The sequence below is a fragment of the Mycoplana ramosa genome (genome assembly GCF_041930185.1).
Classification (GTDB): Bacteria; Pseudomonadota; Alphaproteobacteria; order Rhizobiales; family Rhizobiaceae; genus Mycoplana; species Mycoplana ramosa.
In genome coordinates this window covers 21,591-46,767 of record NZ_JBHEEW010000012.1, presented here as the reverse complement: position 1 = coordinate 46,767, position 25,177 = coordinate 21,591, and the positions used below count along the sequence as shown (strand labels likewise).

The following is a 25,177-nucleotide window of genomic DNA, read 5'->3' as shown; positions in this document are numbered from 1 at the left end:
AAAATGGGTTCAAAGGCGGAGGAGGGCTCTCATGATCCTGTGCTGTGGCGAGGCGCTGATCGACATGCTGCCGCGGACATCGACGCTCGGCGAAGACGCCTATGCCCCCTATGCCGGTGGGGCGATCTTCAACACGGCGATCGCGCTCGGGCGGCTCGGCGTGCCGACCGCTTTTTTCACGGGCCTCTCCGACGACATGCTGGGCGACGTGCTGCGCAAGACGCTGGCTGCCAGCAACGTCGACTACAGTCCTTGCGCGGTCCTCTCCCGGCCGACGACCGTCGCCTTCGTCAAGCTCGTCAACGGCCAGGCGACCTATGCCTTCTATGACGAGAACACCGCCGGCCGGATGATCACGATCGAAGACCTGCCCGTGCTCGGCGATGACTGCGAGGCGCTGCATTTCGGTGCTATCAGCCTGATCCCCGAGCCGTGTGGTTCCACCTACGAGGCGCTGCTGGCGCGTGAGCACGACAGGCGCGTGATCTCGCTCGACCCGAACATCCGCCCCGGCTTCATCAAGGACAACCAGGCCCATATGGCGCGCATCAACCGGATGGCCGCGCAGTCCGACATCATCAAGTTCTCCGACGAGGATCTCGACTGGTTCGGCATGCACGGCAGCCATGACGAACTGGCCGCCGAATGGCTGAAACGCGGGCCGAAGGTGGTGGTAATCACCAAGGGCGCCGACGGCGCCGACGGCTACACGCGGGATTTCAAGGTCTCCGTGCCCGGCGAGAAGGTCGCGGTCGTCGATACGATCGGCGCCGGCGATACGTTCGACGCCGGCGTCCTGGCGTCGCTGAAGCGCAACGACCTCTTGACGAAGCAGCAGGTGGCCGCCCTTTCCGAAGAGGCGCTGCGCGATGCGTTGGCGCTTGCCGCCAAGGCGGCGGCGGTGACGGTGTCGCGCGCCGGCGCCAATCCGCCGTGGGCGAGCGAGATCGGGCTGTAACAGCCCACGGCATTGCCCCTCACCCTGACCCTTTCCCCGCAAGCGGGGAGAGGGAAGATGGCTGCATGGCGCAAGCCGCACAGGGAAAACATGTTTTGGTGGCGCAAAACAGAGACACGGCTCGTGACGCATCGATCCTTCTCCCCGCCTGCGGGGAGACGGTGCCGGCAGGCGGATGGGCGAGCGCTTTACGCCTTCGCCGCCTTCAGCAGCGCCGCCACCAGCCCGGCCGTGGACGAATCGTGGCCGGCGGCACTTTCCTTGCCTTCGATCACCGGCAACAGCCCCGTCGCCAGTTCCTTGCCGAGTTCGACCCCCCACTGGTCGAATGAATTGATGTTGAACAGCACGCCCTCGACAAAGACCCGGTGCTCGTAAAGCGCGATCAGGCGGCCAAGCGCAAACGGCGTCAGCGCCTCGTAGACCATGGTGATCGATGGCCGGTTGCCGGTAAAGACGCGATGCGGGGCGATCCTGTCGGCCTTCGCCTCGTCCATGCCCTTTGCGGTCAGCTGCGCCCTGGCTTCGGCAAGCGTGCGGCCCTTCATCAAGGCCTCGGACTGGGCCAGGCAGTTGGCCATCAGCAACTGGTGCTGGTGACGGAGCTCCGGCTCATGGCCATTGGCGGCAATCATGAACTCCGTCGGGATGATGTCGGTCCCCTGATGGATGAGTTGGTAGAAGGCGTGCTGGCCGTTGGTGCCCGGCTCGCCCCAGACGACCGGCCCGGTATTGCCCTCGACCGGCTTGCTCTCCAGCGTCACCGATTTGCCGTTCGATTCCATGTCGAGTTGCTGGAGGTAGGCCGGAAAGCGCGACAGGCGCTGGTCGTAGGGCAGGATTGCCCGCGAAGGGTAGCCCAGCACGTTGCGATGGTAGAAGCCGATCAGGCCAAGCAGCATCGGAATGTTCCGGCGGATCGGCGCGGTGCGAAAATGGTTGTCGATCGCATGAGCGCCCGCGAGAAATCCGGCGAAATCGTCCTTGCCGATCGCGATCATCAGCGGCAGGCCGATCGCCGACCAGATCGAATAGCGCCCGCCGACCCAGTCCCAGAAGCCGAAAACGCGCTCCGCACCGATGCCGAAGGCGGCGACCTTGTCGAGTGCGGTCGAGACCGCGCAGAAATGCTGGCCGACGGCGGCTTCGCCGAGCCTGTCGACGATGAACCCGCGCGCCGTTTCGGCATTGGTCATCGTCTCGATCGTGGTGAAGGTCTTCGAGGCGACGATGAAGAGGGTGGTCTCGGCGTCGAGGATCTTCAGCGTGTCGGCGATGTGGGCGCCGTCGACGTTCGAGACGAAATGCAGGCGCGGCCCGTCGTGATAGGGGCTGAGCGCCAGCGTCGCCATCGCCGGGCCGAGATCGGAGCCGCCGATGCCGATGTTGACGACGTCGGTGATCTTCCTGCCGGTCGCGCCGGTGATCGCGCCGGAGCGGATGCCGTCGCAAAAGGCGCCCATCGCCTCGATCACCGCGTTGACCTCCGGCATGACGTCCTTGCCGTCGACCAGAACCGGGCTGTTGGCGCGGTTGCGAAGGGCCGTGTGCAGGACGGCGCGGTCCTCGGTGATGTTGATCTTTTCGCCGGCGAACATCGCCTCGCGCTTCCTCTCGACGCCGGCCTGCCTTGCCAGCGCCTCGAGACCGTCCAGCACGCGATCGTTCACCGCGCATTTTGAATAGTCGAAGAGGAAATCGTCGAGCGCGACGCTGAAGCGGGCGAAGCGTTGCGGGTCCGCGGCGAAGGCGGCACGGATGTCCGTGGCACCGGTTTCCGCAACGGTGGTTTTCAGCGTCTCGACAAGCGCGTTCATGGTCGGGCTCCCTGCATCGCTTATGGCTGACGAGCGCTAGCTAGTCGTTTTGAACGGCTGGAATCAAGGGCATTGCGCCGCTTTCACGCGGAAGCGGCCGGCTTTTACGTGGAAAGATTAAATCGATTTATTTCAAAAGTGGTGGCACTTTACGTCCGAAGATCCTTTCGCAGGATCTTGCCGACGTTCGATTTCGGCAGTTCGTTGCGAAATTCGACATAGCGCGGCCGCTTGTAGTTGGTGAGGTTCGCCGCGCAATAGGCCTTCACATCCGCTTCCGTCAGCTCCGGATCCCGCTTGACGACGAAGAGCTTGACCGCCTCGCCGGAATGCTCGTCCGGCACGCCGATCGCCGCGCATTCAACGATGCCGGGATGGGTCATCGCCACCTCTTCCACCTCGTTGGGAAAGACGTTGAAACCGGAAACAAGGATCATGTCCTTCTTGCGGTCGACGATCTTGATCAGGCCCTTGTCGTTCATGAAACCGATATCGCCGGTGCGGAAATAGCCGTCCGCGGTCATGACCTTGGCGGTCTCTTCCGGCCGGTTCCAGTACCCCGCCATCACCTGCGGGCCGCGGATGCAGATCTCGCCGAGCTCGCCGAGCGGCAGCGAGTTGCCCGCGTCGTCGCGAATGTCGACTTCGGTCGAGGGGAGCGGCATGCCGATCGTGCCGGTGAACTCGGCGGAGTCGAGACGGTTGGCCGTCGCGACCGGGGAGGTCTCCGAAAGGCCGTAGCCCTCGGCGATCGGGCAGCCGGTCATCTTGTGCCAACGCTCGGCGACCGGTCGCTGCACGGTCATGCCGCCGCCGAAGGTGAGCGCCAGGTCGGAAAAGTCGAGTTTGCGGAACCCCGCATTGTTCATCAGCGCGTTGAACAGCGTGTTGAGGCCGGGAAAGACATTGGGTTTGTAGGTGGCCATCTCTTTTACCAGGGAAGGGATGTCGCGCGGATTGGCGATCAGGATGTTGTTCGCCCCCGTCAGCAGCCCGGCCAGCGAATTCACCGTCAGCGCGAAGATATGATAGAGCGGCAGCGCGCACAGGAACACCAGCCGCTCCGGCCGCTGCTTGCCGATAAAGGCGGTCTCCAGCCAGATGCCCATCTGCTCCATGTTCGACAGCAGGTTCGCATGGGTCAGCATGGCCCCTTTCGAAACGCCCGTGGTGCCGCCGGTGTACTGCAGGAAGGCGATGTCGTTCAGTTGCACCTTCAGGTCGGTGAGCTTCAGGCCACCGCCTTTGGCCAGCACCCTCCTGAAGGCATGATGGCCGGGCAGTGACCAGGCGGGGACGAGCTTTTTCATCTTGCGCACGACAAAATTGACGATCAGGCCCTTCACACCCAGCATGTCGCCCACGCTGCAGACCACAATGTCCCTGACATGGGTGCGCGCGACCACCTTCTGAACCGTATGGGCAAAGTTCTCCAGCGTGAACAGCACCTTGGCGCCGGCATCGTTCAACTGGTGCTCCAGTTCCCGCGGCGTGTAGAGCGGGTTGACGTTCACCACCGTGTAGCCGGCGCGCAGAATGCCGTAGACCACCACCGGGTTTTGCAGGATGTTCGGCATCATGACGGCGACGCGATCGCCCTTGGCCAAGCCGCGTGACTGCAGCCACGCCCCGATTCCGGCCGACTGCGCCTCCAGCTCGCGAAAGCTGATCGACTTGCCCATGCTGGTGAAGGCCGGATGGTCGGCATACGTCCCGCAATGGTGCACAAGGGCCGCGCCGATCGATTGATACGCCAGTGGCGGGATCTCGGCAGGGGTTCCCGGAGGGTAGGAGGCGAGCCAGACCTTGTTCGGGGCGGTGGCGGCCTGGTCCCTGGTTGCTGACATGAGCGCGCGTCCTCCCTCGTCTCGACTGCATTGGCCGGAATCTGCACCGGAATCGCATCCCCTACCATCCGATGCAACGAGCATGATGCCTTTGATCCGTGGCTTCAAGCACAATCGCCAGCGAGCATTGCCGCAAGCGTCAGCACGGGTCACACCCAGGACAAGGACCCGGTGCAATCATGTCATGCCGACAGGATCGGTGCCGTCGCCAAGCAGCTGGAAATGTGCCGGTGAGGGTGAGAGAATGACATATGAAGGGGAGGCAGAGAGCAATGGATAAACTGTTCGCCATCCTGTCCGCAGCCGCCATCGGTGGATGTCTCGCCTTCGCCGCGCCGGCCCCAGCCGGGGCGATCGATGCGTTGCGCTCCTCCAACGACGCCACCCTGCTGGGGGGCGGCGACCCGGTGGATGCGCTCGGCCGAGGCGGGGATCCCGTCGACACGTTGCGCGGCGGTGGGCGCTACCATCGCGGATTCCTTGGCAGCCGGTTCTATCGGGACGGGTACTTTCGTTATAAGGATGGTTACTGGTATCCGCGGTCCGCGTTTACCACCGGAGAGTTGCTCGGCGACGTGACAGTGGGGCCGGGCGCGCCCATCTATGGCATGACCGCCGAGCAATGGTGCGCCAACCGCTACCGGAGCTACCGGCTCTCGGACAACACCTACCTGCCGAGGGCCGGCGGCCCACGCGTCCCGTGCGTGCCGCAGTAGGCGCGCACAGCGGACCCATGATCGCACCGGACTAAAGCTCGCTCACGCAATGCTTTCGAGTGGCAGGCGGTCTTGACGCGTGTCGAGACCGCCGATCTGCGCTATAGTTTCCTCGAGTAACGGTCGGGAGGCGTCAATGGCGACGTCGGTGAAGTATCCGTCGGGCCTCATTGCCCTTTTCTTCGTCGAAATGTGGGAACGCTTCAGCTACTACGGCATGCGGGCGATCCTGATCCTGTTTCTCGTCGACCAGGTGCAGAATGGTGGCCTCGGCCTGACGACGGCCGACGCGGCGGCGATCTACGGCCTGTACACCGCCTCGGCCTATATCCTGGCCCTGCCTGGCGGTTGGATCGCCGACCGGTTCTGGGGCAGCAAGCGGGCGATCATTCTCGGCGGCATCGCCATCATGCTTGGGCACGCCTTGCTCGCAATGTCCGGTTCCGCCGCGACGATCTTCTTCATCGGCCTCGTCTGCATCGCCGCCGGCACGGGACTGCTGAAGCCCAACATCTCGGCCCTCGTCGGCCAGCTCTATGACAAGAATGATATCGGCGGCCGCGATGCCGGCTTCTCGTTCTTCTACATGGGCATCAATGTCGGCGCGATCCTCGGCGGCCTGATCGCCGGCTATCTCGGCGAGAACTGGGGCTGGCACTGGGGTTTTGGCGCCGCCGCCGTCGCCATGCTGATCGGCCTCGTCAACTTCCTCTACGCCGGCACCAGGTCGCTGCGCGACAAGGGCGGCGTGCCCGCCGTCCATCACCACCCCGATGCGGCCACCGGCCGCCGCGACCATCTCTTCACCGGCCTGATCGGCGGCCTCGTCGTCGTGCTGGTCGCCGCCGCCGCCGTCACCGGCCTGATCGACCTCGCCAGCGCCGCGGGCCTGGCCAAGGCCATGGGCCTGATCATCGTCACCGTGGCCGTCGGCTTCTTCCTCAACATCTACTTCGCCGGCGACCTGACCGGCGCCGAGAAAAGGCGCATGATCGCGCTTGCCATCCTCTTTGTCGCGGCAGCCTTGTTCTGGTCGGGCTTCGAGCAGGCGGGGTCCTCGCTCAACCTGTTCGCCAACGATCTCACCCGTCGCGAACTCGGTGGCTTCACCGTGCCCGCCTCGTGGTTTCAGAACCTCAACGCACTCTTCATCATCCTTCTGACCCCGGCCTTCGCCGCGTTCTGGATCTATGCCGAGCAGCGCTGGACCATTCCCGTCTTCGTGAAATTCGGCGCGGGGCTCGTCTTCATGGGGCTGGGCTATCTGGTCCTCGTGCCCGCGGCGCAGACCGCTGCAACCGGCGTGAGGGTCTCGGCGCTGTTTTTGATCGCCACCTATCTCCTCCACACCGTCGGCGAACTGATGCTGAGCCCGGTCGGCCTTTCCACGTTCTCGCGGCTGGCGCCGGACCGGTTCACCAGCCAGATGATGGGCTTCTGGTTCGTCGCCTCCTCGCTCGGCAACCTGATGGCGGGGCTGCTCGCCGCCGGCATGGACACGGAGCACGCGACCGGCCTGGAGGACGCCTTCCTGCGCATCTTCCTGACCAGCGCCGGCTTCGGCCTGGTGCTCATCCTTCTCGCCCGCCCGCTGACCCGCTGGATCCTCGGCGGCAGCGAGCGTGTCGAGGAGACGGCACCGGCTCAATAGGCGACACGACGTTGCCCAGCCGCAGAGGCCTCTACCTGCATCTGCCCGCCCAGCCAACCGACCGGCGCGTTGCGATCCGGCTCAGCCGATGTCTGCCGCGATGATCTGGTCCATGGGGATGTCGTGCGGCTGGGGATGGATCGTCGCGATCGCCTGCGAACGGTAGCCAACGCCGATGGCCATTGGCTTTTTTTGCAGCGCTGCGAGCGTGCGGTCGAAGAAGCCGCCGCCATAGCCCAGCCGATAGTGCGCAGGATCGTATCCGACCACCGGCGCGATCACGATATCCGGATCGGTGGCAACTCCATCCACTGGCATGGGGATGTTCCAGACGCCACGTTCGAGGCGCTCGCCCTGTCGCCAGCTGCGAAACAGCAGCGGATGCTTCTTCTCCACGACGATCGGCAGCAGCGCCATGCCGCCGGCGGCCCAGATCTCCTCGATCCACGGCCGCAGGTCCGGCTCGCCGCGGAAGGGCCAGTACAGGCTGATCCGTCGGCCGCGGACGTCGCCCACCGTCTCTCGCAGTCGCTCAAGGATGGTCGCCGCGGCCTGCGTCCGGCTCTCGGTGGAATGGGCGAGCCGCTGCGTGATCAACCGCTCCCGTTCCTGCTTCCGCCACCCGGCGACACCCTCAATCGGGAGCGGCGTCGCCATCCCGGTCTTGGCGCTGGCGCCGGAGGTTGCTGTATCGCCACTGCTGCTTTCCTTGTCGTGCATCGTGCTCTCCCGATGAGGACTGCGGCCATTGTGCCGAACAGCGCCAGCCGCATCCCATCCAAGTGCGGCAGCAGCCGTCGCAATCGGTGGTTCCAGCACTGCGGGCCTGCAAGGAGCGCGATGTCCGCCGGGGCCACGGCAAAAAAGATCGCCGGACACGCAAGGTTTTCTTTGTCATGACATAAGACACTGATATCACGATAATCGAGGTGACATGGCCCGACAAACACCGGTACCGGGGGCGACGCCGACAAGGAGGAACACGGTGCATCAGCCCGAAGTGCGCAACATCCGCTCCGAACCGCGCTTGCTCGGAGCCGCCCGGCCTTTCAGCGTCGCGTTGATCTCTCCGATTTCCGCCGCACGCTGGCTGCTCTTGCTCATCATCATCGCCGGCATCTATTTCTTCCATGGCTTCGTCGTGCCGGTGCTTGCAGCGCTGGTGATCGCCTCGGCGAGCTGGCCGCTCTTCTGCCGCCTCCGTCAGGCGATCGGCGGCAGCCGGACGCTGGCCGCATCGGTCGCCATCCTGCTGATCCTCGGCTTCATCGTCGTGCCGCTGATGTACGCGATCACCTACGCCTTCCACGAGGTGCGCGACTGGATCGGCTGGGCGGTGGCGACCAACAAGACCGGCGCGCCGGTGCCCGGCTGGATTCGCGCCCTGCCGGTCATCGGGGAGTGGACGGCGAAGCAATGGACGGATCTCCTGGATCATCCCGGCGCCATTGGCGAGCTGACCCAGATCATCAGCGGCGCCAACATCGGCAATATCTATCGGGTGGCGCTGGCCGCAGGCGGGGCGGCGTTTCACCTGCTTTTGACGATGCTGTTCATGCTGATCGCCCTGTTTTTCATCTACCGCGATGGCGAGACCTTCATGGCGCAGGTGGACAGCATCGGCGAACGCATTCTGCCGATGCGCTGGGGGCGGATATCGCGCATCGTCCCGGCGACGATCAGCTCGACCGTCACCGGCATGACGCTCATTGCGATCGGCGAGGGCATCGTGCTCGGGGTCGCCTACTGGATCGCCGGCGTTCCCTCGGCCGTCACGCTCGGCGTGCTGACCGGTCTGATGGCGCTCTTTCCCGGCGGGGCGCCGCTCTCGTTCACGCTCGTCTCGATCTACCTGATCTCCAGCGGGTCGCCGTTTGCCGGCATCGCGCTTTTCCTCTGGGGCTCGATCGAACTCTTCATCGTCGACAAGACGCTGCGCCCGCGGCTGGTCGGCGGCCCGATCAAGCTGCCGTTCCTGCCGACCTTCTTCGGCCTGATCGGCGGCGTGAAGACCATGGGCTTCCTCGGCCTCTTCATCGGCCCCGTCCTGATGGCGCTGCTGGTGGCGGTCTGGCGCGAGTGGGTGCGCGAAGTGGAGCTGACCAGCGAGGCTGGGCCGGTCATCGAGAAGCGGGCGGCGGAATAGCGTCTCGAGCGGGGGCGGGGCGCACGAAATGTCGCACGCCCCCCTGAACCCTAACGGCGGTCAGAGGATGAAGTCGGTCGCCTTCATGGCGAGGGAGAAATCCAGCAGGATCGAGAAGTCTGCCTTGCCGTCGCCGTTGGTATCGCCGTGGATGTAGGTGTCGCCCGACTTGATCTCGTAGCGCAGTTCGCCAGCCGTCTTGTGAAACGCCTGCTTGTCGATGAAGACGAACGCCTGATCGCCGCTTGCCTTGGCGTTGGCATCGATCCCTTTCAGGTCGATCTTGTCGCCTTGCGCACGGGAGTAATCCTTGATCACGTCACGGCCAAGGGCGTCGACCGTGCTGTCCCTCAGGCTTTTGAAAATAAACATGTCCTTGCCGGCGCCGCCTGTAAGCGTGTCCTTTCCGATGCCGCCGTTGAGCGTGTCATGGCCGTCACCGCCGACGAGAACGTCGTTGCCGTCATCCCCTTGCAGATGGTCATTACCTGCATCGCCTTTCAGGGTGTCGTTGCCTTTCCCGCCATAGAGCTTGTCGCCGCCGGCCTCGCCGTTGAACCTGTCGTTGTCGATGCCACCTTTTAGCGTATCGTTGCCCGCACCGGCGAAAATCGTTCCGGTCAGCCGGCCACCGGTGCCGTCATACACGTCGTTGCCGGTCTTCAGGGCCATGTTGCCGATGATCTTGCCGGTGTTCGTTATCTTCTCGATGGAGGGGGGCACGTCATTGCTGCTGTAGATCGCGTATTGTCCACCCTTGATGATGCCCGAATTGGTGATGACAAGTGTTTCGGTGGCGTCTGAACCATGCCAGATCGCCCAGTTGGCGGCTTCTATCGTTCCGGAATTGACAACTCTTGACGTCGTCGCGTTTGACTCGCCGTTCATGTAGACGCCGTCGTAGTCTGACCAGATTTTTCCGTAATTCTCTAAGACGCTGTTGATGCCATAGATCGATATGCCGGTAGATCCAAAACTCCTGATGTTGCCCGCTTGCCCGATGATGACATGCTGGTCGCGATCTGCAGAAGCTGATCCCCGGAGAGCTATTCCGTCCGCCGCAGCGGCAATTGTGCCGTCGACGTAAACAATGTGCCCGCTACCCGAACCGTAGATGGCAGCAGTGTTGCTCGACGAAAGGAGCACATTTGCGGCGACGTAGACGTCGTCGGTCGTGCCAAGGTTAACTTGAATGCCGGTGCCGATCAGATTTGAACCGATTCCCCTCAAAGCCATGATTGAAGTCCTCCAGGTTTTCAATTCCTGGTTGGAACAGCTAGGGTGTTTTGGTTGTTTATGCAGCGCTTAAAAAGCGACGCCTAAAGCAGGTGCGAGTCAAGCGCGCCGCGCAAGGGTTCAACCCAGCCACGGGGGCAACTGCAAATATTTGAAAATCAACGGGAAGTGGTGCCGCTTACGTGACTCGAACACGTGACCCCATCATTACGAATGATGTGCTCTACCGACTGAGCTAAAGCGGCCCGCATCGGCCCGCGAAGCTTCGTGGGCCGGAATGTGTGGGGCTGATAACCGCATTGCGCGGAGATTTCAAGTCATCTGTTGGCGCTTTGGCGCTTTTTCGACGGCCTGTGGGCGCGGCCGGCTTCAAAGGGCGGCAAGGCGGGCTCGGGCGGCCCGGTATTCGCCTTCCAGGCGGGCGACGAGCGCCTCAGTGGAGGTGACGCCGCTGACGGCGCCGATCCCCTGACCGCAGCCCCAGATGTCCTTCCAGACCCTGGCGCCGCTTTCCGACTTCTCGAAGTCCATCTTGGAGGGGTCGGCCTCGGGAAGTTTGTCCGGATCGAGTCCGGCGGCGCGGATCGACGCGCGCAGGTAGTTGCCGTGGATGCCGGTGAAGAAGTTGGAATAGACGATGTCGGCCGCATTGCCCTCGACGATGGCCTGCTTGTAGGCGTCGCTGGCGCGGGCCTCGGTCGTGGCGATGAAGGGGGAGCCGATATAGGCCATGTCCGCGCCCATCGCCTGGGCGGCGAGGATCGCAGCCCCGGTGGCAATCGCACCCGACAGAAGCAGCGGCCCGTCGAACCACTGGCGGATCTCCTGGACGAGCGCGAACGGCGACAGCGTGCCGGCGTGGCCGCCCGCGCCGGCGGCCACCGCGATCAGGCCGTCGGCCCCCTTGCGGATCGCGGAGCTGGCATGACGGTTGTTGATGACGTCGTGCAGCACCAGCCCGCCATAGGAGTGGATCGCCTCGTTGACCTCGGGCATGGCACCGAGGGACGAAATGACGATCGGCACCTTGTACTTCACGCACAGCGTCAGGTCGTGCTCGAGCCGCTTGTTGGACTTGTGGACGATCTGGTTGACGGCAAAGGGGGCGGCGCGGCGCCCGGGATGTTTCGCGTCGTGGTCGCGCAAGCCTTCGGTGATTTCGGCAAGCCACTCGTCGAGTTGCGATTCCGGCCGGGCATTGAGCGCGGGAAAGGCGCCGATCACGCCCGCCTTGCATTGGGCCAAAGTCAGAGCCGGATGCGAAATGATGAAGAGCGGCGAACCGACGACGGGCAATCGCAGATTGTCGCGCAGAATGGCGGGAAGGGGCATGATCGGTCCATCGATTGACGTTTACGAAAACGTAAAAACCGTAACAATCTTCCTGCCGCTTGAAAAGGCCTTGCAGCGTTCCCTCCGGTCCACCCCCTTCGGCTCCAAGCGGCTGAGAGCGCAAGGCTGCGGTTCCGCGGGTTTTCACACCGTTGCGCCCGCATGAGTCGTCGCAAGGCTTGCGGAACGCTGCCGCAACGTTTACCGAATTCTTAAACAAAGGAAATCGAAGACGCCTTGATCGCGTTTGACCCGCGCGGCTGGATCTGCGCGAAGCCGCCCGAGGAGGCAATGTGAGCGGACTGGAACAGGCCATCAGGAATGCGCTCGCGCGCGCCGACAGCAACGACCCCGAGACGCGTGCGCGGATTTACCAGTCGGCACGCAACGCCCTCGAGGCGGGGCTGCGCAAGCAGGAGATCAACGATCCGGAGGCGATCGCCGCACAGCGCCATCGCCTCGAAGTGACCATCCGCCAGATCGAGAGCGAACAGCGTGCCGCCATCAAGGCGGAACGGCCGCTGGCGGAGCGGACACCGGTTGCGCCGCAAAGCGCGGCGAACGAGCGCGGAAAAACGGCGGCGGATGCGCAAGTAAGGCCCCAACGGCCGATGGCGCGGGAGAAGCCGCCTGCGACAGCCGCAGCGGTGCCGATGCTGGATGAGATCCGGCCTGATCGAGGGGATGGATTTGGGGCGGCCGCCAAGGGTGTGCGGCCTGCTGCCGTCAATCCCGCGGGGCAGGTGGATGCGACCGTTGCAGCCTCGCCCCGGATGGCCAAGGCGCCCAGGCGGCGCGGGCGGCTGTTCTCCTTCCTGCTGGTCGTCGCGACACTGGCTGCCGCGATCGGGACGGCGGCCTGGTGGGTCCAAAGCAGTGGCTTGCTGCTGCCTCCCGGCGCACGCGACGGCAGCGTAGCCAACCCGCCGCAGACGGTGCGGGGCGAGGATTTCTCCGGAAACGATCCGGTCAAGGAGGCGCTCGACACGCAGAACACCTTTTCAGCCGACTGGCGGGAGGTCTTCGAGCCGAGTCTGACCAGTGCGCTGACGGCCGGGGCCAAGGGGCGCTTCGAACCGGTCAGCACGGACGAGGGACCGGCGGTCCGGCTCGTCTCGCAGGTTCCCGATCGAGACGGCGCCGTGGCGGTGTCGGTCGAGCCGGAGGTCCTGCAGGCGATGGCCGGCAAGACGTCCACGATCGCCCTGACGGTCGAGGCCGAGAGCGGCAAGCCCGTTCAGGTCTCGGTCGAATGCGACTTCGCCACGCTCGGCGATTGTGATCGCCATCGCTTCGCCGTCTCGGATCGCACGGATCTGCTGTTCCAGGTCACCTTCGACCGCACGCTTTCGCCAAACGGGGCGGGGCGCTTGTTCATCAACAGCGACGTGAGCGGCGGAGGGGCCGCGGTCAACCTCTTTGCCATTCGCGTCCTGCCGGGCGAATAACCGATCCGCAGTCGTGGACCAGGAATGTCCGGTTCGCTATTTCAGGAACTTCGGGCCTGAACCGAGGATCTTGTCGTCGATCTCGCCGATCGCGCCCCGGTCCTTGCCTTCGTAGTCGATGCGGTGGAGGATGTGGCGGATGGCGTTGAGACGGGCGCGCCGCTTGTCGTTGGCGCGGATCACGGTCCAGGGCGCACGCTCGGTGTGGGTCTTATTCAGCATGCGGTCGCGCTTTTCGGTGTAGTCGTCCCATTTGTTGAGTGCGGCGACGTCCATCGGCGACAGCTTCCAGGTCTTCAGCGGATCATGCCGGCGATCGTGGAAGCGCTTGATCTGCATCTCCCGGCCGATGTCGAGCCAGAACTTGAAGAAGAAGATGCGATCGTTGAGCACCATCCGCTCGAAGTGCGGCGTCTCTTCGAGGAAGGTTTCGTACTGTTCCGGCGTACAGAAACCCATGACCGGTTCGACGCCGGCGCGGTTGTACCAGGACCGGTCGAACAGGACGAATTCGCCCGCGGTGGGAAACTGTGCCACGTAGCGCTGGTAGTACCATTGCCCCTGCTCGCTCTCGGTCGGCTTGGCGAGCGCCACGACCCGCGCGGATCGGGGGTTCAGATAGGCGCGCGTGACGAAGATCGTGCCGCCCTTGCCAGCGGCGTCGCGTCCCTCGTAAACGGCGATCACGCGCCGGCCGGTCGCCTGCAGCCAGTACTGCACCTTCACAAGCTCGATCTGCAGCCGCTCCAAGGTGTCGTCGTACTCGTCCTTGCCGATCTTTTTCTGGTAGGGAAAGCCGCCCGAAGACAGGGCGTTGTCATCGACCCAATCAGGAAGCTTTGGATCGTCGATGTCGACTGGGCGCTTCTTGCCGCCGATCTCGATCTCCACAGGTTTTATGTCGGGAAAGATCACCATGCCGCGTGCCCTCCGTTCGATGTCCGGCGAGCAGGACATATCCGCGTTGCGATTTCAAGCGCACCGTGAAAAACATGTCATCAAATCGCGCTATTGCTGCCTGTTGGGGTGGCAATTGCGGAGCAAGCCGATGAAGGTGACGAAGGGAGTTCTGGTGGAGACGCGCGGGTCGACAATTCGCTGGCTCCTGGGGCAGCTGTGGGACGAGCGCGTGCTTTTGGCCGCCGTCATGTTCACCGCCTTCCTGATGTGGATGGGCGGGATACCGGCGGGCTGGGTCGTCTTTGCGGCGGTGCTGCTGGTTCTCGCCGGATTTGCCCGCGCCGACCGCATCGAGGCTAAACCTGACCCCATGCCCGTCGCCACGGCGCGTCCGGATGCGAACGCCAGTGATGGACTTGCGTCGATCGCCGTGCTGATCGATGCGCTCGACATGCCCGTGCTGGTGGTCACCGCCGACGAGACGGTCAAGCTTCAGAACCGGGCCGCCACCGCTCTGTTCGGGCCCATCCCGCGCAATGCCGATCTGGCGGGGCGCATCCGTGCGCCGGGAATCCTCGACATGGCACGCGAGGTAATCGCAATCGGGCAGACGAAGGAAATCGAACATTCCGAGCGATTGCCGGCCGAGACGGCCTACATCGTGCGCGCCGCGCCGATGCCGTCGCTCGGCCAACTGCTCGGCGGTGGACGCTACTTCCTGATTTCGTTCCGCGATGTCTCACAGGCGCGGCGGATCGACCGGATGCGTTCCGATTTCGTCGCCAATGCCAGCCACGAGCTGCGCACGCCGCTTGCCTCGCTGCGGGGTTTCATCGAAACCCTGCAGGGACCGGCGAAGGGCGACGAGAAGGCGCATGAGCGGTTCCTGGGCATCATGCATGAGCAGGCCACGCGAATGAGCCGGCTTGTCGACGATCTCCTATCGCTCTCCCGGCTGGAGTTGAAATCGAATATCGTCCCCGACGAGATGGTGGATCTCAAGCCGCTGCTCGGGCATGTGTGCGACAGCCTGCAGCCGTTTGCGGCCGAACTGGGCGTTCAGATCCATCTGGACCTGCCGGAACAGGCCGTCGAGGTTGCCGGTGACCGCGATGAGCTGACCGAGGTGTTCGAGAACCTGGTAGAGAATGCATGCAAGTATGGCCAGGAGGGGAAGCGCGTCGAAGTGCAGCTCTCGGCGGCCGATTTCGAGCATCCGGAAGTGACCGTCACGGATTTTGGCCCGGGCATCCCGCCCGAGCACGTTCCGCGCCTCACCGAGCGCTTCTATCGGGTGAATGTGGAAGCCAGCCGGTCGAAGAAGGGCACCGGCCTGGGGCTTGCGATCGCCAAACACATCCTGACGCGCCATCGCGCCCGGCTGGTGGTGAAGTCCGAGGTCGGCCAGGGAACGGTCTTCACCGTCAAATTCTGACACAAAGATCGGCGAAAATCTGGGATTGTCGAGAATAGCACTGGAATATCAGGTGCTTGCTATGTCACAAATGTTTCATCGAAGTGACATAAAAGCGATTGCGACGGGGCGCTAGATAGGGCCGCCGATCGACGGCAGGCAAAGGCCGGCCGCCGGCGAACCCACACAAGCCCATCATGGGAGACAACAGATGAATTCTCTTAAGCTCACCGTAGCCGCACTGGTTGCCTCGGTCGCCTTCGCTGGCGGTGCCGCGGCCCGCGACCAGATCCAGATCGCCGGTTCCTCGACCGTTCTGCCCTATGCCAAGATCGTCGCCGAGACCTTCGGCGAGACCTTTGGCGACTTCAAGACCCCCGTCGTCGAATCCGGCGGCAGCGGCGCCGGCCTGAAGGAATTCTGCAAGGGTGTCGGCGAGGCTACGATCGATATCGCCAATTCCTCGCGCAAGATCAAGGATTCGGAGCTGGAAGCCTGCAAGGCGGCCGGCGTCACCGACGTCCAGGAAGTCAAGATCGGCTATGACGGCATCGTCTTTGCGACCGACGCCGGCAATCCGGACCTCGCCTTTGCCCCGGCCGACATCTACAAGGCGCTCGCCGCCGAGGTCGTGGTTGACGGCAAGCTCGTCGCCAATCCCTACAAGAAGTGGTCGGAAGTGAACCCGGCGCTTCCGGACGCCGAAATCGCCGCCTACATTCCGGGCGAAAAGCACGGCACCCGCGAAGTCTTCGAAGAGAAGGTTCTTGCGGTCGGCTGCAAGGATACCGGTGCTGTCGACGTGATCAAGGCTGCGGTCGCCGACGAGAAGGAAGCCGGCAAGAAGTGCATCGCCGTCCGCAAGGATGGTCTTGCAGTCGACATCGACGGCGACTACTCCGAGACGCTCGCACGCATCGCCGCCAACAAGTCCGGCGTTGGCGTCTTCGGCCTGTCGTTCTATGAGAACAATGCCGACAAGCTGAAGGTTGCCACCGTCAACGGCGTGACGCCGTCGGTCGAGACGATCGCTTCGGGCGAGTACCCGGTATCCCGTCCGCTGTTCTTCTACGTCAAGAAGGCGCATGTCGGTGTCGTCCCGGGCCTGAAGGAATATGTCGAGTTCTTCGTATCCGACCAGATGATCGGCCCCGACGGCCCGCTCGCCGAGTACGGTCTCGTGGCTGCTCCGGATGCAGAGCGCGAAGAGATCCGCACGGCGGTCGAAGCCGGCAAGACCATGTAATATTGAGGGAACCGGCGCAGCCAGTCTGCGCCGGTTCCGCTCATTCGAACTTTCCCGCATGAGGCGGCCAGGACATCCGCATGAGCACGACGCTACTACTCGCCATCCTGCCGGCCATTGCCGCGGTCGCCTTTGTTCTCGGCCGCATGCGGGCAAACGCGGTGTCCGGGGGCCGGTCTTCCGCGCTTCATTCCCGGCCGAATTACTACGGCGCCTATGTGGCGCTCGCGGCGCTGCTGCCGCCGCTGATCCTGATCGCTCTCTGGCTGACGATCAGCCCGTTCATCGTCAATTCTTCCGTCCGTGACAGCTTTCCGGATGCGGTCAAGGCACAGTCGCCGTCGCAGCAGAGCCTCGCCTTCGGCATGGTCGCCACGATCGCCCGCGGCCTTCCGCTGCTTTCCGAGGACGAAGTTCGGTCCGTCAAGCAGGATCCTTCGACCCTCCAGTCGGTTTTCGCCGCAAAGGGTGTCGCCGTCGCCGCCGAGGCGCAGCCCTACATGCTGGATTCGGCAGCCACCCTGAATGCCAAGTCGCAGTCGAGCCGGATGGCACTTGCCGCCCTGTCGATTGCTCTGTCACTTGCGGGCGCCTTCGTGGCCCTTCGCACAGTCGCCCCGCGGCTTCGCGCGCGCAACAAGGTCGAGCGGGTCGTGCTGTGGTCGCTGATCGGCGCCTCCTCGATCGCCATCCTGACGACGATCGGCATTGCCGCATCGATGCTGACCGAGGCGATCCTGTTCTTCCGCATGGTGCCGGCCTCCGAGTTCTTTTTCGGCACCGTCTGGGATCCGCGCTTCGCCGGCGCGGGCGCCAGCTCCTCGGGCCAGTTCGGCCTGATTCCGCTGCTGGCCGGCACGCTCTATATCGGCTTTGTCGCCATGCTCGTGGCGGTTCCGGTCGGGCTGTTCGCCGCCATCTACATGGCCGAATATGCATCTCCCCGCATGCGCTCGCTGGCAAAGCCGCTGCTTGAAGTGCTGGCCGGCATCCCGACGATCGTCTACGGCTTCTTCGCGCTCGTCACCGTCGGCCCGTTCCTGCGCGACATCTCCGCCAGCCTCAACGGCCTGGCCACCGGCAACTACGCCAGCTTCATCCAGGCGCAGAGCGTTCTCACCGCCGGCATCGTCATGGGCATCATGCTGATCCCCTATGTCTCCTCGTTGTCCGACGACATCATCACCGCGGTGCCGCGGGCGTTGCGGGACGGCTCGCTCGGTCTCGGCGCCACCCGGTCGGAGACGATCAAGCGGGTGATCCTGCCGGCCGCCCTTCCGGGCATCGTCGGTGCGCTGCTGATGACCGCCTCGCGAGCCATCGGCGAGACGATGATCGTGGTGCTGGCCGCAGGTGTCGCCGCGCGCATGCAGATCAACCCGTTCGAGCCCATGACGACGGTGACCGTGAAGATCGTCAACCAGCTGACCGGCGACCTGGAATTCACCTCGCCGCAGACGCTGGTGGCCTTCGCACTCGGCATCACCCTGTTCTGCATCACGCTCGCACTCAACGTCTACGCGCTCTATATCGTCCGCAAATACCGGGAGCAGTACGAATGACCGATCTCGTTACACCGGTTTCCGGCGACACCGTCTCCAAGGCACCGCCGCGCCGCGACATCGGCATTCGCCGCCGCTATGCCGCCGAACGCCGCTTCCGCTTCTATGGCCTCGCCGCGATCACCTTCGGTCTGGTGTTTCTGTTCGTGCTGCTGTGGTCGGTCGCGGGCAAGGGCTACACCGCCTTCCAGCAGACCGAGATCACGCTGCCGGTCGAATTCTCCGAGAAGGTCATCGACCCCTCCAACAAGCGCGCCACCGATCCGAAGGTGCTGGTGACCGCCAACTATCCGTTGCTGGTGCGCAATGCGCTGGCCGAGAAGCTCGGCGTCAAGTCGACCGATCGGGCGGCGCTGAAGCAGATTTCGGCGATGGTGTCGGAAAGCGCGCGCGTGGCGCTGCGCGACATGGTGGAGGACGATCCCTCGATCATCGGCAAGACCGTGCCCGTCACCGTTCTCGCCAGCGCCACCATCGATTCCGCCTTCAAGGGGCAGTTCGACCTGACCGTCGACGAAAAGAACCGCAAGATTTCCGACGACCAGGTCGGCTGGATGAACCAGCTTGCAGCGGAAGGCGTGCTCGCCAAGGGTTTCAATACCGGGCTGTTCGTCAACGGCAATTCCAGCCGGCCGGAAGCCGCCGGCCTCGGCGTGGCGCTCGTGGGCTCGCTCTACCTGATGGGCATCGTGCTCGTGCTGTCGCTGCCGGTCGGCGTTGCCGCTTCGATCTATCTGGAGGAGTTCGCGCCGAAGAACCGGCTGACCGACCTGATCGAGGTCAACATCAACAACCTCGCCGCCGTGCCTTCGATCGTCTACGGTCTTCTCGGCCTCGCCGTCTTCATCAACTTTGCCGGCCTGCCGCGTTCGGCGCCGCTCGTTGGCGGTCTGGTGCTGACGCTGATGACGCTGCCGACGATCATCATCGCCACCCGCGCGGCGCTGCGGGCCGTGCCGCCGTCGATCCGTGCCGCCGCCCTCGGACTTGGCGCCTCGAAGATGCAGACGATCTTCCACCACGTCCTGCCGCTCGCCATGCCCGGCATCCTGACCGGCACGATCATCGGCCTGGCGCATGCGCTCGGCGAGACCGCGCCGCTGCTCCTGATCGGCATGGTCGCCTTCGTCGCCAACGTACCCGCCACGCCGCTCGATCCGTCGACGGCCCTGCCGGTGCAGATCTACATGTGGGCGAACGAGGCCGAGCGTGCCTTTGTCGAGCGGACCTCGGGGGCGATCATCGTGCTGCTGGTGTTCCTGATCGTCATGAACCTCGGTGCAATCCTGTTGCGGCGCCGGTTTGAGCGCCGCTGGTAGTGGGGTAGAAGCTGATGAACATCATGACCGAAGCCATGGCTGAAGAAGCGCTGGAAAAGAAGATGAACACTGTGCCCTACAAGATGGTCGGCAAGGATGTCTCCGTTTACTACGGCGACAAACGCGCCCTCTACGACGTTAACCTCAACATCCGAGAGAATACGGTGACGGCGCTGATCGGCCCGTCCGGCTGCGGCAAGTCGACGTTCCTGCGCACGCTCAACCGCATGAACGACACGATCGACAATTGCCGCGTCACCGGCGCGATCACGCTCGACGGCGAGGATGTTTACGACCCCGCCATCGACGTGGTCGAGCTTCGTGCCCGTGTCGGCATGGTCTTTCAGAAGCCGAACCCGTTTCCGAAGTCGATCTACGAGAACGTTGCCTACGGGCCGCGCATTCACGGTCTCGCCAAGAACAAGGCGGATCTGGACCAGGTGGTCGAGCACAGCCTGCAGAAGGCCGGCCTCTGGAACGAGGTGAAGGACCGGCTGCATGAAGGCGGCACGGGCCCTGTCGGGCGGCCAGCAGCAGCGTCTCTGCATTGCCCGCGCCGTCGCGGTCAGCCCGGAGGTGATCCTGATGGACGAGCCCTGCTCGGCGCTCGATCCGATCGCCACCGCCAAGGTCGAGGAACTGATCCACGAGCTGCGCGAAAACTTCACCATCGTCATCGTCACCCATTCGATGCAGCAGGCCGCGCGTGTTTCGCAGCGCACCGCCATGTTCCACCTCGGCAATCTTGTCGAGGAGAACGACACCGACAAGATGTTCACCAATCCCGACGACCAGCGCACGCAGGACTACATCATGGGCCGGTTCGGCTAAACTCGTTGCGCAGTCGCGAATGAAGACCCGGCGCCAAGGCGCCCGTTGAGGATAAAACCATGTCATCGACCCACATCGTTTCCGTCTACGACGAAGAGTTGAAGTACCTAGCGCGCCGCATCTCCGAGATGGGCGGCACCGCCGAGCAGATGGTGGGTGACAGCGTGCGCGCGCTGGTCAACACCGATGCCGCGCTGGCGCAGAAGGTCATCTCCGAGGACGTCATCCTGGACAATGCCGAGCGGCAGATCAACGAAAAGGCGATCCTGACGATCGCCAAGCGCCAGCCGATGGCGGCGGACCTGCGCGAAATCATGGGCGCGATCCGCATCGCTGCGGAACTCGAGCGCGTCGGCGACCTTGGAAAGAACAATGCCAAGCGCGTGATTGCCGTGCAGAGTTCCGGCATGCCGCGCAAGCTCGCCCGCGGTCTGGAGCATCTGGCCGAACTGGCGCTGATGCAGCTGAAGGAAGTGCTCGACGTTTATGCCTCACGCAACGTCGAGAAGGCCAAGGAGATCCGTGAGCGTGACGACGAGATCGACGCGGTCTACACGTCGCTGTTCCGGGAGCTCCTGACCTACATGATGGAAGACCCGCGCAACATCACGCCCTGCACCCATCTCCTGTTCTGCGCCAAGAACATCGAGCGCATCGGCGACCACGCCACCAACATCGCCGAGACGATCTTCTACATGGCGACGGGTGCACCACCGGAAGGCGAGCGCCCGAAGGACGATCACACCACCTCGGTCGGCGCGGAGATGGAATGATCCGCCTCGAAGTGTCTGAATTTTAGAACGCCGGAGTTCTCAAGGCATGGTTCCCAAGATTACCGTGGTCGAAGACGAGGAGGCGCTCAGCGTCCTCCTGCGCTACAACCTCGAAGCGGAGGGTTTCGAGGTCGATACGATCCTGCGCGGCGACGAAGCGGAGATCCGCCTGCAGGAGCGCCAGCCGGATCTTCTGATCCTCGACTGGATGTTGCCCGGCGTCTCCGGCATCGAGCTTTGCCGGCGTCTGCGCCAGCGCTCCGAGACCGAACGCCTGCCGATCATCATGCTGACGGCCCGCGGCGAGGAGAGCGAAAGGGTGCGCGGTCTTGCCACCGGCGCCGACGACTATGTGGTGAAGCCCTTCTCGACGCCGGAGCTGATGGCTCGGGTGAAGGCGATGCTGCGGCGCGCCCGGCCGGAGGTGGTCTCGACGCTGCTGAAGTGCGGCGACATCGAACTCGACCGCGAGACGCACCGGGTCCATCGCCGGACGCGCGAGGTGCGCCTCGGCCCGACGGAATTCCGCCTGCTCGAGTTTTTCATGACCTCTCCGGGGCGCGTCTTCTCGCGCTCGCAGCTGCTCGACGGCGTCTGGGGGCATGATATCTACGTCGACGAGCGTACGGTGGACGTGCATGTCGGCCGGCTGCGCAAGGCGCTGAACTTTTCCAACATGCAGGACGTCATCCGCACCGTGCGCGGAGCCGGCTATTCGCTGGAGGCCTGATCGGCGGGCCACGACGTCGGAAACGAAAAACGGGCCCCGCGGGGCCCGTTTGCAATTTCGGTCCTCGTTCCCGGCCTTGAACCGGTCAGCGCATGCGCCGACGTTCGGCCGACGGCTGGTAGGCCAGACGCTGATGGTAGAGGCAGTAGGGCGAATTGTCCGGGGACTCGTTGCCGCAGAAGTGAAAATCGTCCGTCAGCGGGTCGCCATTCGGCCACTTGCAGGTGCGCTCGGTGAGTTCGGTCAGCTCCAGCCGGCGCGACATCGGCAACACCACGTTGGTGTCGATGCGCGCGAGCGGTGCGTCGTCGTACTCGAACGCGACCTCTTCCTTGACGACGGTCGCGCCTGCCGGACGGGCGACGGTGCGGGTGACGACGCGCGGGGCGAAGTTCGCGGGGCGCGGCGCAGCGGCCGGCCGTTTGGCGCGCGTCGCTGTCGGCGTGCCGCCGGCCTTGGCGCGGCCGGGCAGAGCGAGGCGGTGCACCTTGCCGATGACTGCGTTGCGGCTGACGCCGCCGAGCTGTGCTGCGATCTGGCTGGCGCTCAATCCTTCGGACCAGAGCTTCTTGAGCTTCTCGACCCTCTCGTCTGTCCAGTTCATACTATCGCCTCCGTTCCAGCGTTCGCTACCGGGAATCCGTCGTCAATGCCCCGGATGGCTCCGGAGCTCGGAACGCCTTGATACTGTTGGTGACTAGTTCCGCCGCATGCAGTCTAGCAATTGACTTTTAACCTACTGACAGGGGGACTCGGTGACAAGAGTCGCCCGATTCAGGCCGAATCGATTTTCCAGTTTTCCCCAACTTGCTCGTTGAGGTGTGGCTGCGCGGCGACACTTTCCGCGCGCAATCCGGATCCGTCTCCGCGACCAACTGGGGCGGAACGGATGGAAGCTGCTTTTATTGACATCGACCGCCGAAATGCCGATAGTGCCGCCGCCGCCGCTGGGCGGCATTTTTCATTTTTCCACACGGAAAGCTCAAGACGAGAATGGATTTCCGCATCCGCTGCGAAGGAGATACGCGCCATGGCTGACGCCACGCCGCTCTACGAGACCTATCTGCGTGCGCCGCTGCGCTTCGAGCGCGGCGAAGGCGTCTGGCTGATCGCGGAAGACGGTTCGCGCTATCTCGACTTTGCCGCCGGCGTTGCGGTCAATTCGCTCGGCCATGCTCATCCGCATCTGGTCGACAGCCTGAAGAGTCAGGCCGACAAGGTCTGGCACGTGTCGAACCTGTACGAGGTGCCGGGGCAGGAAGCCCTTGGCAAGCGTTTGATCGACGCGACGTTCGCCGACAAGGTGTTCTTCACCAATTCCGGCGCAGAGGCGCTGGAGTGCGCGATCAAGACCGCGCGGCGTTATCATTTCGCCAAGGGCCATCCAGGCAAGTTTCACATCATCACCTTCGAGGGGGCCTTCCATGGCCGGACGCTGGCGACGATCGCCGCCGGTGGCCAGGAGAAGTATCTCGAAGGCTTCGGACCCAAGGCTCCCGGCTTCTACCAAGTGCCGTTCGGCGACATCGCCGCCGTGAAGGCCGCGATAACGGAAGAGACGGCGGCAATCCTGATCGAGCCGGTGCAAGGCGAGGGCGGCATCCGCGTGGTATCGAACGAGTTCCTGCGGGAGCTGCGCGCGCTCTGCGACGAATACGGGCTGCTGCTCGTGCTTGACGAGGTGCAGTCCGGCGTCGGCCGGACCGGCAAGCTGTTCGCCCATGAATGGGCCGGCGTCACCCCGGACATCATGGCGGTCGCGAAGGGCATCGGTGGCGGCTTCCCCCTCGGCGCCTGCCTGGCGACGGCGGAGGCTGCGGCGGGGATGGTCGCGGGCACGCACGGCTCGACCTATGGCGGCAATCCGCTGGCGATGGCGGTCGGCAATGCGGTGCTGGACGTCGTGCTGGAGGAGGGGTTCCTGCAGCACGTTCGCGACGTGGCGCTCGTGCTGCGCCAGGGCCTGGCCTCGCTGGCGGACCGCTTTCCGGATATCATCGAGGAAGTCCGCGGCGAGGGCCTGATGCTCGGCATCAAGGCCAAGGTCCCCTCGGGCGACCTGCTCAAGGCGGTTCGCGCGGAACACATGCTGCTCGTCCCGGCCGGCGACAACGTGCTGCGGTTGCTGCCGCCGTTGATCACGACCGCCGAGGAGGCGCGCGAGGGGCTGACGCGGATCGAACGGGCGGCGGAGAAACTGAGCGCCGAGAAGAAGCAGGCCTGAGGCGATGCCGAGGGTGAAACAGCAGGACTGACAACATGGCCAGACACTTCCTCGATCTCTCCGCCATGACGGCCGAGAACCTTCGCACCATCATCGACGACGCCAAGGTGCGAAAGGCGGCGACCAAGCAGGGCACGGCAGACAGGCCGCTTGCCGGCAAGATGCTTGCGATGATCTTCGAGAAGCCCTCGACCCGCACCCGGGTGTCGTTCGACGTCGGCATGCGTCAACTCGGCGGCGAGACGCTGTTTCTCTCCGGCACCGAGATGCAGCTTGGGCGCGCCGAGACGATCGGCGACACGGCGAAGGTGCTGTCGCGCTACGTCGATGCGATCATGATCCGCACGACCGACCATGCGCGCCTGCTGGAGATGGCCGAACATGCGACCGTGCCGGTGATCAACGCGCTGACCGACCTGACGCACCCCTGCCAGATCATGGCCGACATCATGACGTTCGAGGAGCACCGCGGACCGGTGAAGGGCCGCACGATCGCCTGGACCGGGGACGGCAACAACGTGCTGCATTCCTTCGTCGAGGGGGCGGCCCGCTTCGGCTACCGGATGAACATGGCCGTGCCGCTTGGCTCCGAGCCGGAGGACAAGATCCTCAACTGGGCACGCAACAATGGCGGCGAGATCGTGCTCTGCCATGATGCCGACCGGGCCGTCGCCGGCGCCGACGCTGTCGTGACCGATTGCTGGGTGTCGATGAACCAGGAGCACCGTGCCCGCGGTCACAACATCTTCCAGCCGTTCCAGGTGAACGGGGCGCTGATGCAGAAGGCCGACAAGGATGCGCTCTTCATGCACTGTCTGCCCGCCCATCGCGGCGAGGAAGTGACGGACGAGGTGATCGACGGACCGCAGTCGGTCGTCTTCGATGAGGCGGAGAACCGCCTGCATGCGCAGAAGTCGATTCTGGCCTGGTGCCTGAACGCCATTTGACCGGCCGTTCACGCCCTATTGAAAACGGCTCGACGTGCCACGATCTATGGCGCGAACCCCAATGTTGCAGCGACGTCGCT

General features: G+C 64.1%; 21 protein-coding genes, 1 tRNA gene and 1 pseudogene. 14 read left to right on the top strand and 9 right to left on the bottom strand.

Annotation, left to right across the window (positions count from 1 at the left end):
* Positions 1-31 precede the first annotated feature (31 nt).
* Positions 32-958, top strand: coding sequence for a carbohydrate kinase family protein (locus JNC62_RS15675; RefSeq protein WP_374839952.1), 927 nt, complete (start codon positions 32-34; stop codon positions 956-958).
* 188 nt (positions 959-1,146) lie between these two features.
* On the opposite strand, the gene pgi is transcribed toward JNC62_RS15675, so the two are convergent.
* The gene (pgi, locus tag JNC62_RS15670; protein WP_374839951.1) at positions 1,147-2,775 is read right to left on the bottom strand and encodes a glucose-6-phosphate isomerase; all 1,629 of its coding nucleotides are present in this window, start codon (positions 2,773-2,775) and stop codon (positions 1,147-1,149) included.
* A gap of 149 nt (positions 2,776-2,924) precedes the next feature.
* The gene (locus tag JNC62_RS15665) at positions 2,925-4,622 is read right to left on the bottom strand and encodes a long-chain-fatty-acid--CoA ligase (RefSeq protein WP_374839950.1); all 1,698 of its coding nucleotides are present in this window, start codon (positions 4,620-4,622) and stop codon (positions 2,925-2,927) included.
* Positions 4,623-4,894: 272 nt separating this feature from the next.
* Between JNC62_RS15665 and JNC62_RS15660 the strand changes: the two genes are divergently transcribed.
* Together JNC62_RS15660 and JNC62_RS15655 are read left to right on the top strand one after the other, a co-directional pair.
* Positions 4,895-5,338 carry a BA14K family protein gene (locus JNC62_RS15660; RefSeq protein ID WP_374839949.1) on the top strand — a complete coding sequence of 148 codons (444 nt, stop codon included), beginning with the start codon at positions 4,895-4,897 and terminating at the stop codon, positions 5,336-5,338.
* 136 nt (positions 5,339-5,474) lie between these two features.
* Positions 5,475-6,989 (top strand): peptide MFS transporter, encoded by a 1,515-nt coding sequence (locus JNC62_RS15655; protein ID WP_374839948.1) that lies wholly within the window; start codon positions 5,475-5,477, stop codon positions 6,987-6,989.
* Between the two features lie 81 nt (positions 6,990-7,070).
* On the opposite strand, the gene JNC62_RS15650 is transcribed toward JNC62_RS15655, so the two are convergent.
* Positions 7,071-7,709, bottom strand: coding sequence for a 5-formyltetrahydrofolate cyclo-ligase (locus JNC62_RS15650; RefSeq protein WP_374839947.1), 639 nt, complete (start codon positions 7,707-7,709; stop codon positions 7,071-7,073).
* Between the two features lie 265 nt (positions 7,710-7,974).
* On the opposite strand from JNC62_RS15650, the gene JNC62_RS15645 reads away from it, so the two are divergent.
* Positions 7,975-9,135: an AI-2E family transporter gene (locus JNC62_RS15645; protein WP_374839946.1), complete on the top strand. Its 1,161-nt coding sequence runs from the start codon at positions 7,975-7,977 to the stop codon at positions 9,133-9,135.
* A gap of 60 nt (positions 9,136-9,195) precedes the next feature.
* Here JNC62_RS15645 and JNC62_RS15640 read toward each other — a convergent pair whose 3' ends face one another.
* The 3 genes from JNC62_RS15640 to JNC62_RS15630 all read right to left on the bottom strand — a co-directional run bounded on the left by JNC62_RS15640 (position 9,196) and on the right by JNC62_RS15630 (position 11,703).
* Complete coding sequence (locus tag JNC62_RS15640) at positions 9,196-10,365, bottom strand: calcium-binding protein (RefSeq protein WP_374839945.1); 1,170 nt, start codon at positions 10,363-10,365, stop codon at positions 9,196-9,198.
* A 175-nt stretch (positions 10,366-10,540) separates the two neighbouring features.
* Positions 10,541-10,616, bottom strand: a tRNA-Thr gene (locus JNC62_RS15635).
* A 124-nt stretch (positions 10,617-10,740) separates the two neighbouring features.
* Positions 10,741-11,703, bottom strand: a complete 963-nt coding sequence (locus JNC62_RS15630) for an NAD(P)H-dependent flavin oxidoreductase (protein ID WP_374839944.1) — start codon at positions 11,701-11,703, stop codon at positions 10,741-10,743.
* Between the two features lie 293 nt (positions 11,704-11,996).
* Here JNC62_RS15630 and JNC62_RS15625 point away from each other — a divergent pair, with 293 nt between their 5' ends.
* The gene (locus JNC62_RS15625) at positions 11,997-13,151 is read left to right on the top strand and encodes a serine/threonine-protein kinase (RefSeq protein ID WP_374839943.1); all 1,155 of its coding nucleotides are present in this window, start codon (positions 11,997-11,999) and stop codon (positions 13,149-13,151) included.
* A gap of 36 nt (positions 13,152-13,187) precedes the next feature.
* Here the strand turns inward: JNC62_RS15625 and ppk2 are convergent, their stop codons facing one another.
* Entirely contained in the window at positions 13,188-14,069 is an 882-nt protein-coding gene (gene ppk2 / locus JNC62_RS15620; protein WP_374839942.1) for a polyphosphate kinase 2, read from the bottom strand.
* Positions 14,070-14,199: 130 nt separating this feature from the next.
* On the opposite strand from ppk2, the gene phoR reads away from it, so the two are divergent.
* The 7 genes and pseudogenes from phoR (at position 14,200) to phoB (ending at position 21,926) form a co-directional block, all read left to right on the top strand.
* The gene (phoR, locus tag JNC62_RS15615) at positions 14,200-15,486 is read left to right on the top strand and encodes a phosphate regulon sensor histidine kinase PhoR (RefSeq protein WP_374839941.1); all 1,287 of its coding nucleotides are present in this window, start codon (positions 14,200-14,202) and stop codon (positions 15,484-15,486) included.
* A 190-nt stretch (positions 15,487-15,676) separates the two neighbouring features.
* Positions 15,677-16,711 (top strand): substrate-binding domain-containing protein, encoded by a 1,035-nt coding sequence (locus tag JNC62_RS15610; RefSeq protein ID WP_374839940.1) that lies wholly within the window; start codon positions 15,677-15,679, stop codon positions 16,709-16,711.
* A gap of 80 nt (positions 16,712-16,791) precedes the next feature.
* Complete coding sequence (gene pstC, locus JNC62_RS15605) at positions 16,792-18,273, top strand: phosphate ABC transporter permease subunit PstC (RefSeq protein ID WP_374839939.1); 1,482 nt, start codon at positions 16,792-16,794, stop codon at positions 18,271-18,273.
* Complete coding sequence (gene pstA, locus JNC62_RS15600) at positions 18,270-19,592, top strand: phosphate ABC transporter permease PstA (RefSeq protein ID WP_374839938.1); 1,323 nt, start codon at positions 18,270-18,272, stop codon at positions 19,590-19,592. Before pstC ends, pstA begins: the two co-directional genes overlap by 4 nt.
* Positions 19,593-19,606: 14 nt before the next feature.
* Positions 19,607-20,423: pseudogene (gene pstB, locus JNC62_RS15595) on the top strand (phosphate ABC transporter ATP-binding protein PstB).
* Positions 20,424-20,482: 59 nt separating this feature from the next.
* The gene (phoU, locus tag JNC62_RS15590; protein ID WP_374839937.1) at positions 20,483-21,196 is read left to right on the top strand and encodes a phosphate signaling complex protein PhoU; all 714 of its coding nucleotides are present in this window, start codon (positions 20,483-20,485) and stop codon (positions 21,194-21,196) included.
* 46 nt (positions 21,197-21,242) lie between these two features.
* On the top strand, positions 21,243-21,926 hold the full coding sequence (gene phoB, locus JNC62_RS15585; RefSeq protein ID WP_310411495.1) for a phosphate regulon transcriptional regulator PhoB: 684 nt from the start codon (positions 21,243-21,245) through the stop codon (positions 21,924-21,926).
* Positions 21,927-22,011: 85 nt separating this feature from the next.
* Here the strand turns inward: phoB and JNC62_RS15580 are convergent, their stop codons facing one another.
* The gene (locus JNC62_RS15580) at positions 22,012-22,530 is read right to left on the bottom strand and encodes a GcrA family cell cycle regulator (RefSeq protein ID WP_374839936.1); all 519 of its coding nucleotides are present in this window, start codon (positions 22,528-22,530) and stop codon (positions 22,012-22,014) included.
* 170 nt (positions 22,531-22,700) lie between these two features.
* Positions 22,701-22,958 (bottom strand): hypothetical protein, encoded by a 258-nt coding sequence (locus JNC62_RS15575; RefSeq protein ID WP_374839935.1) that lies wholly within the window; start codon positions 22,956-22,958, stop codon positions 22,701-22,703.
* On the opposite strand from JNC62_RS15575, the gene JNC62_RS15570 reads away from it, so the two are divergent.
* The gene (locus tag JNC62_RS15570; protein ID WP_374839934.1) at positions 22,957-24,150 is read left to right on the top strand and encodes an aspartate aminotransferase family protein; all 1,194 of its coding nucleotides are present in this window, start codon (positions 22,957-22,959) and stop codon (positions 24,148-24,150) included. The genes JNC62_RS15575 and JNC62_RS15570 overlap by 2 nt on opposite strands.
* 35 nt (positions 24,151-24,185) lie before the next feature.
* Positions 24,186-25,097, top strand: coding sequence for an ornithine carbamoyltransferase (gene argF, locus JNC62_RS15565; protein WP_374839933.1), 912 nt, complete (start codon positions 24,186-24,188; stop codon positions 25,095-25,097).
* The last annotated feature ends 80 nt before the right edge of the window (positions 25,098-25,177 follow it).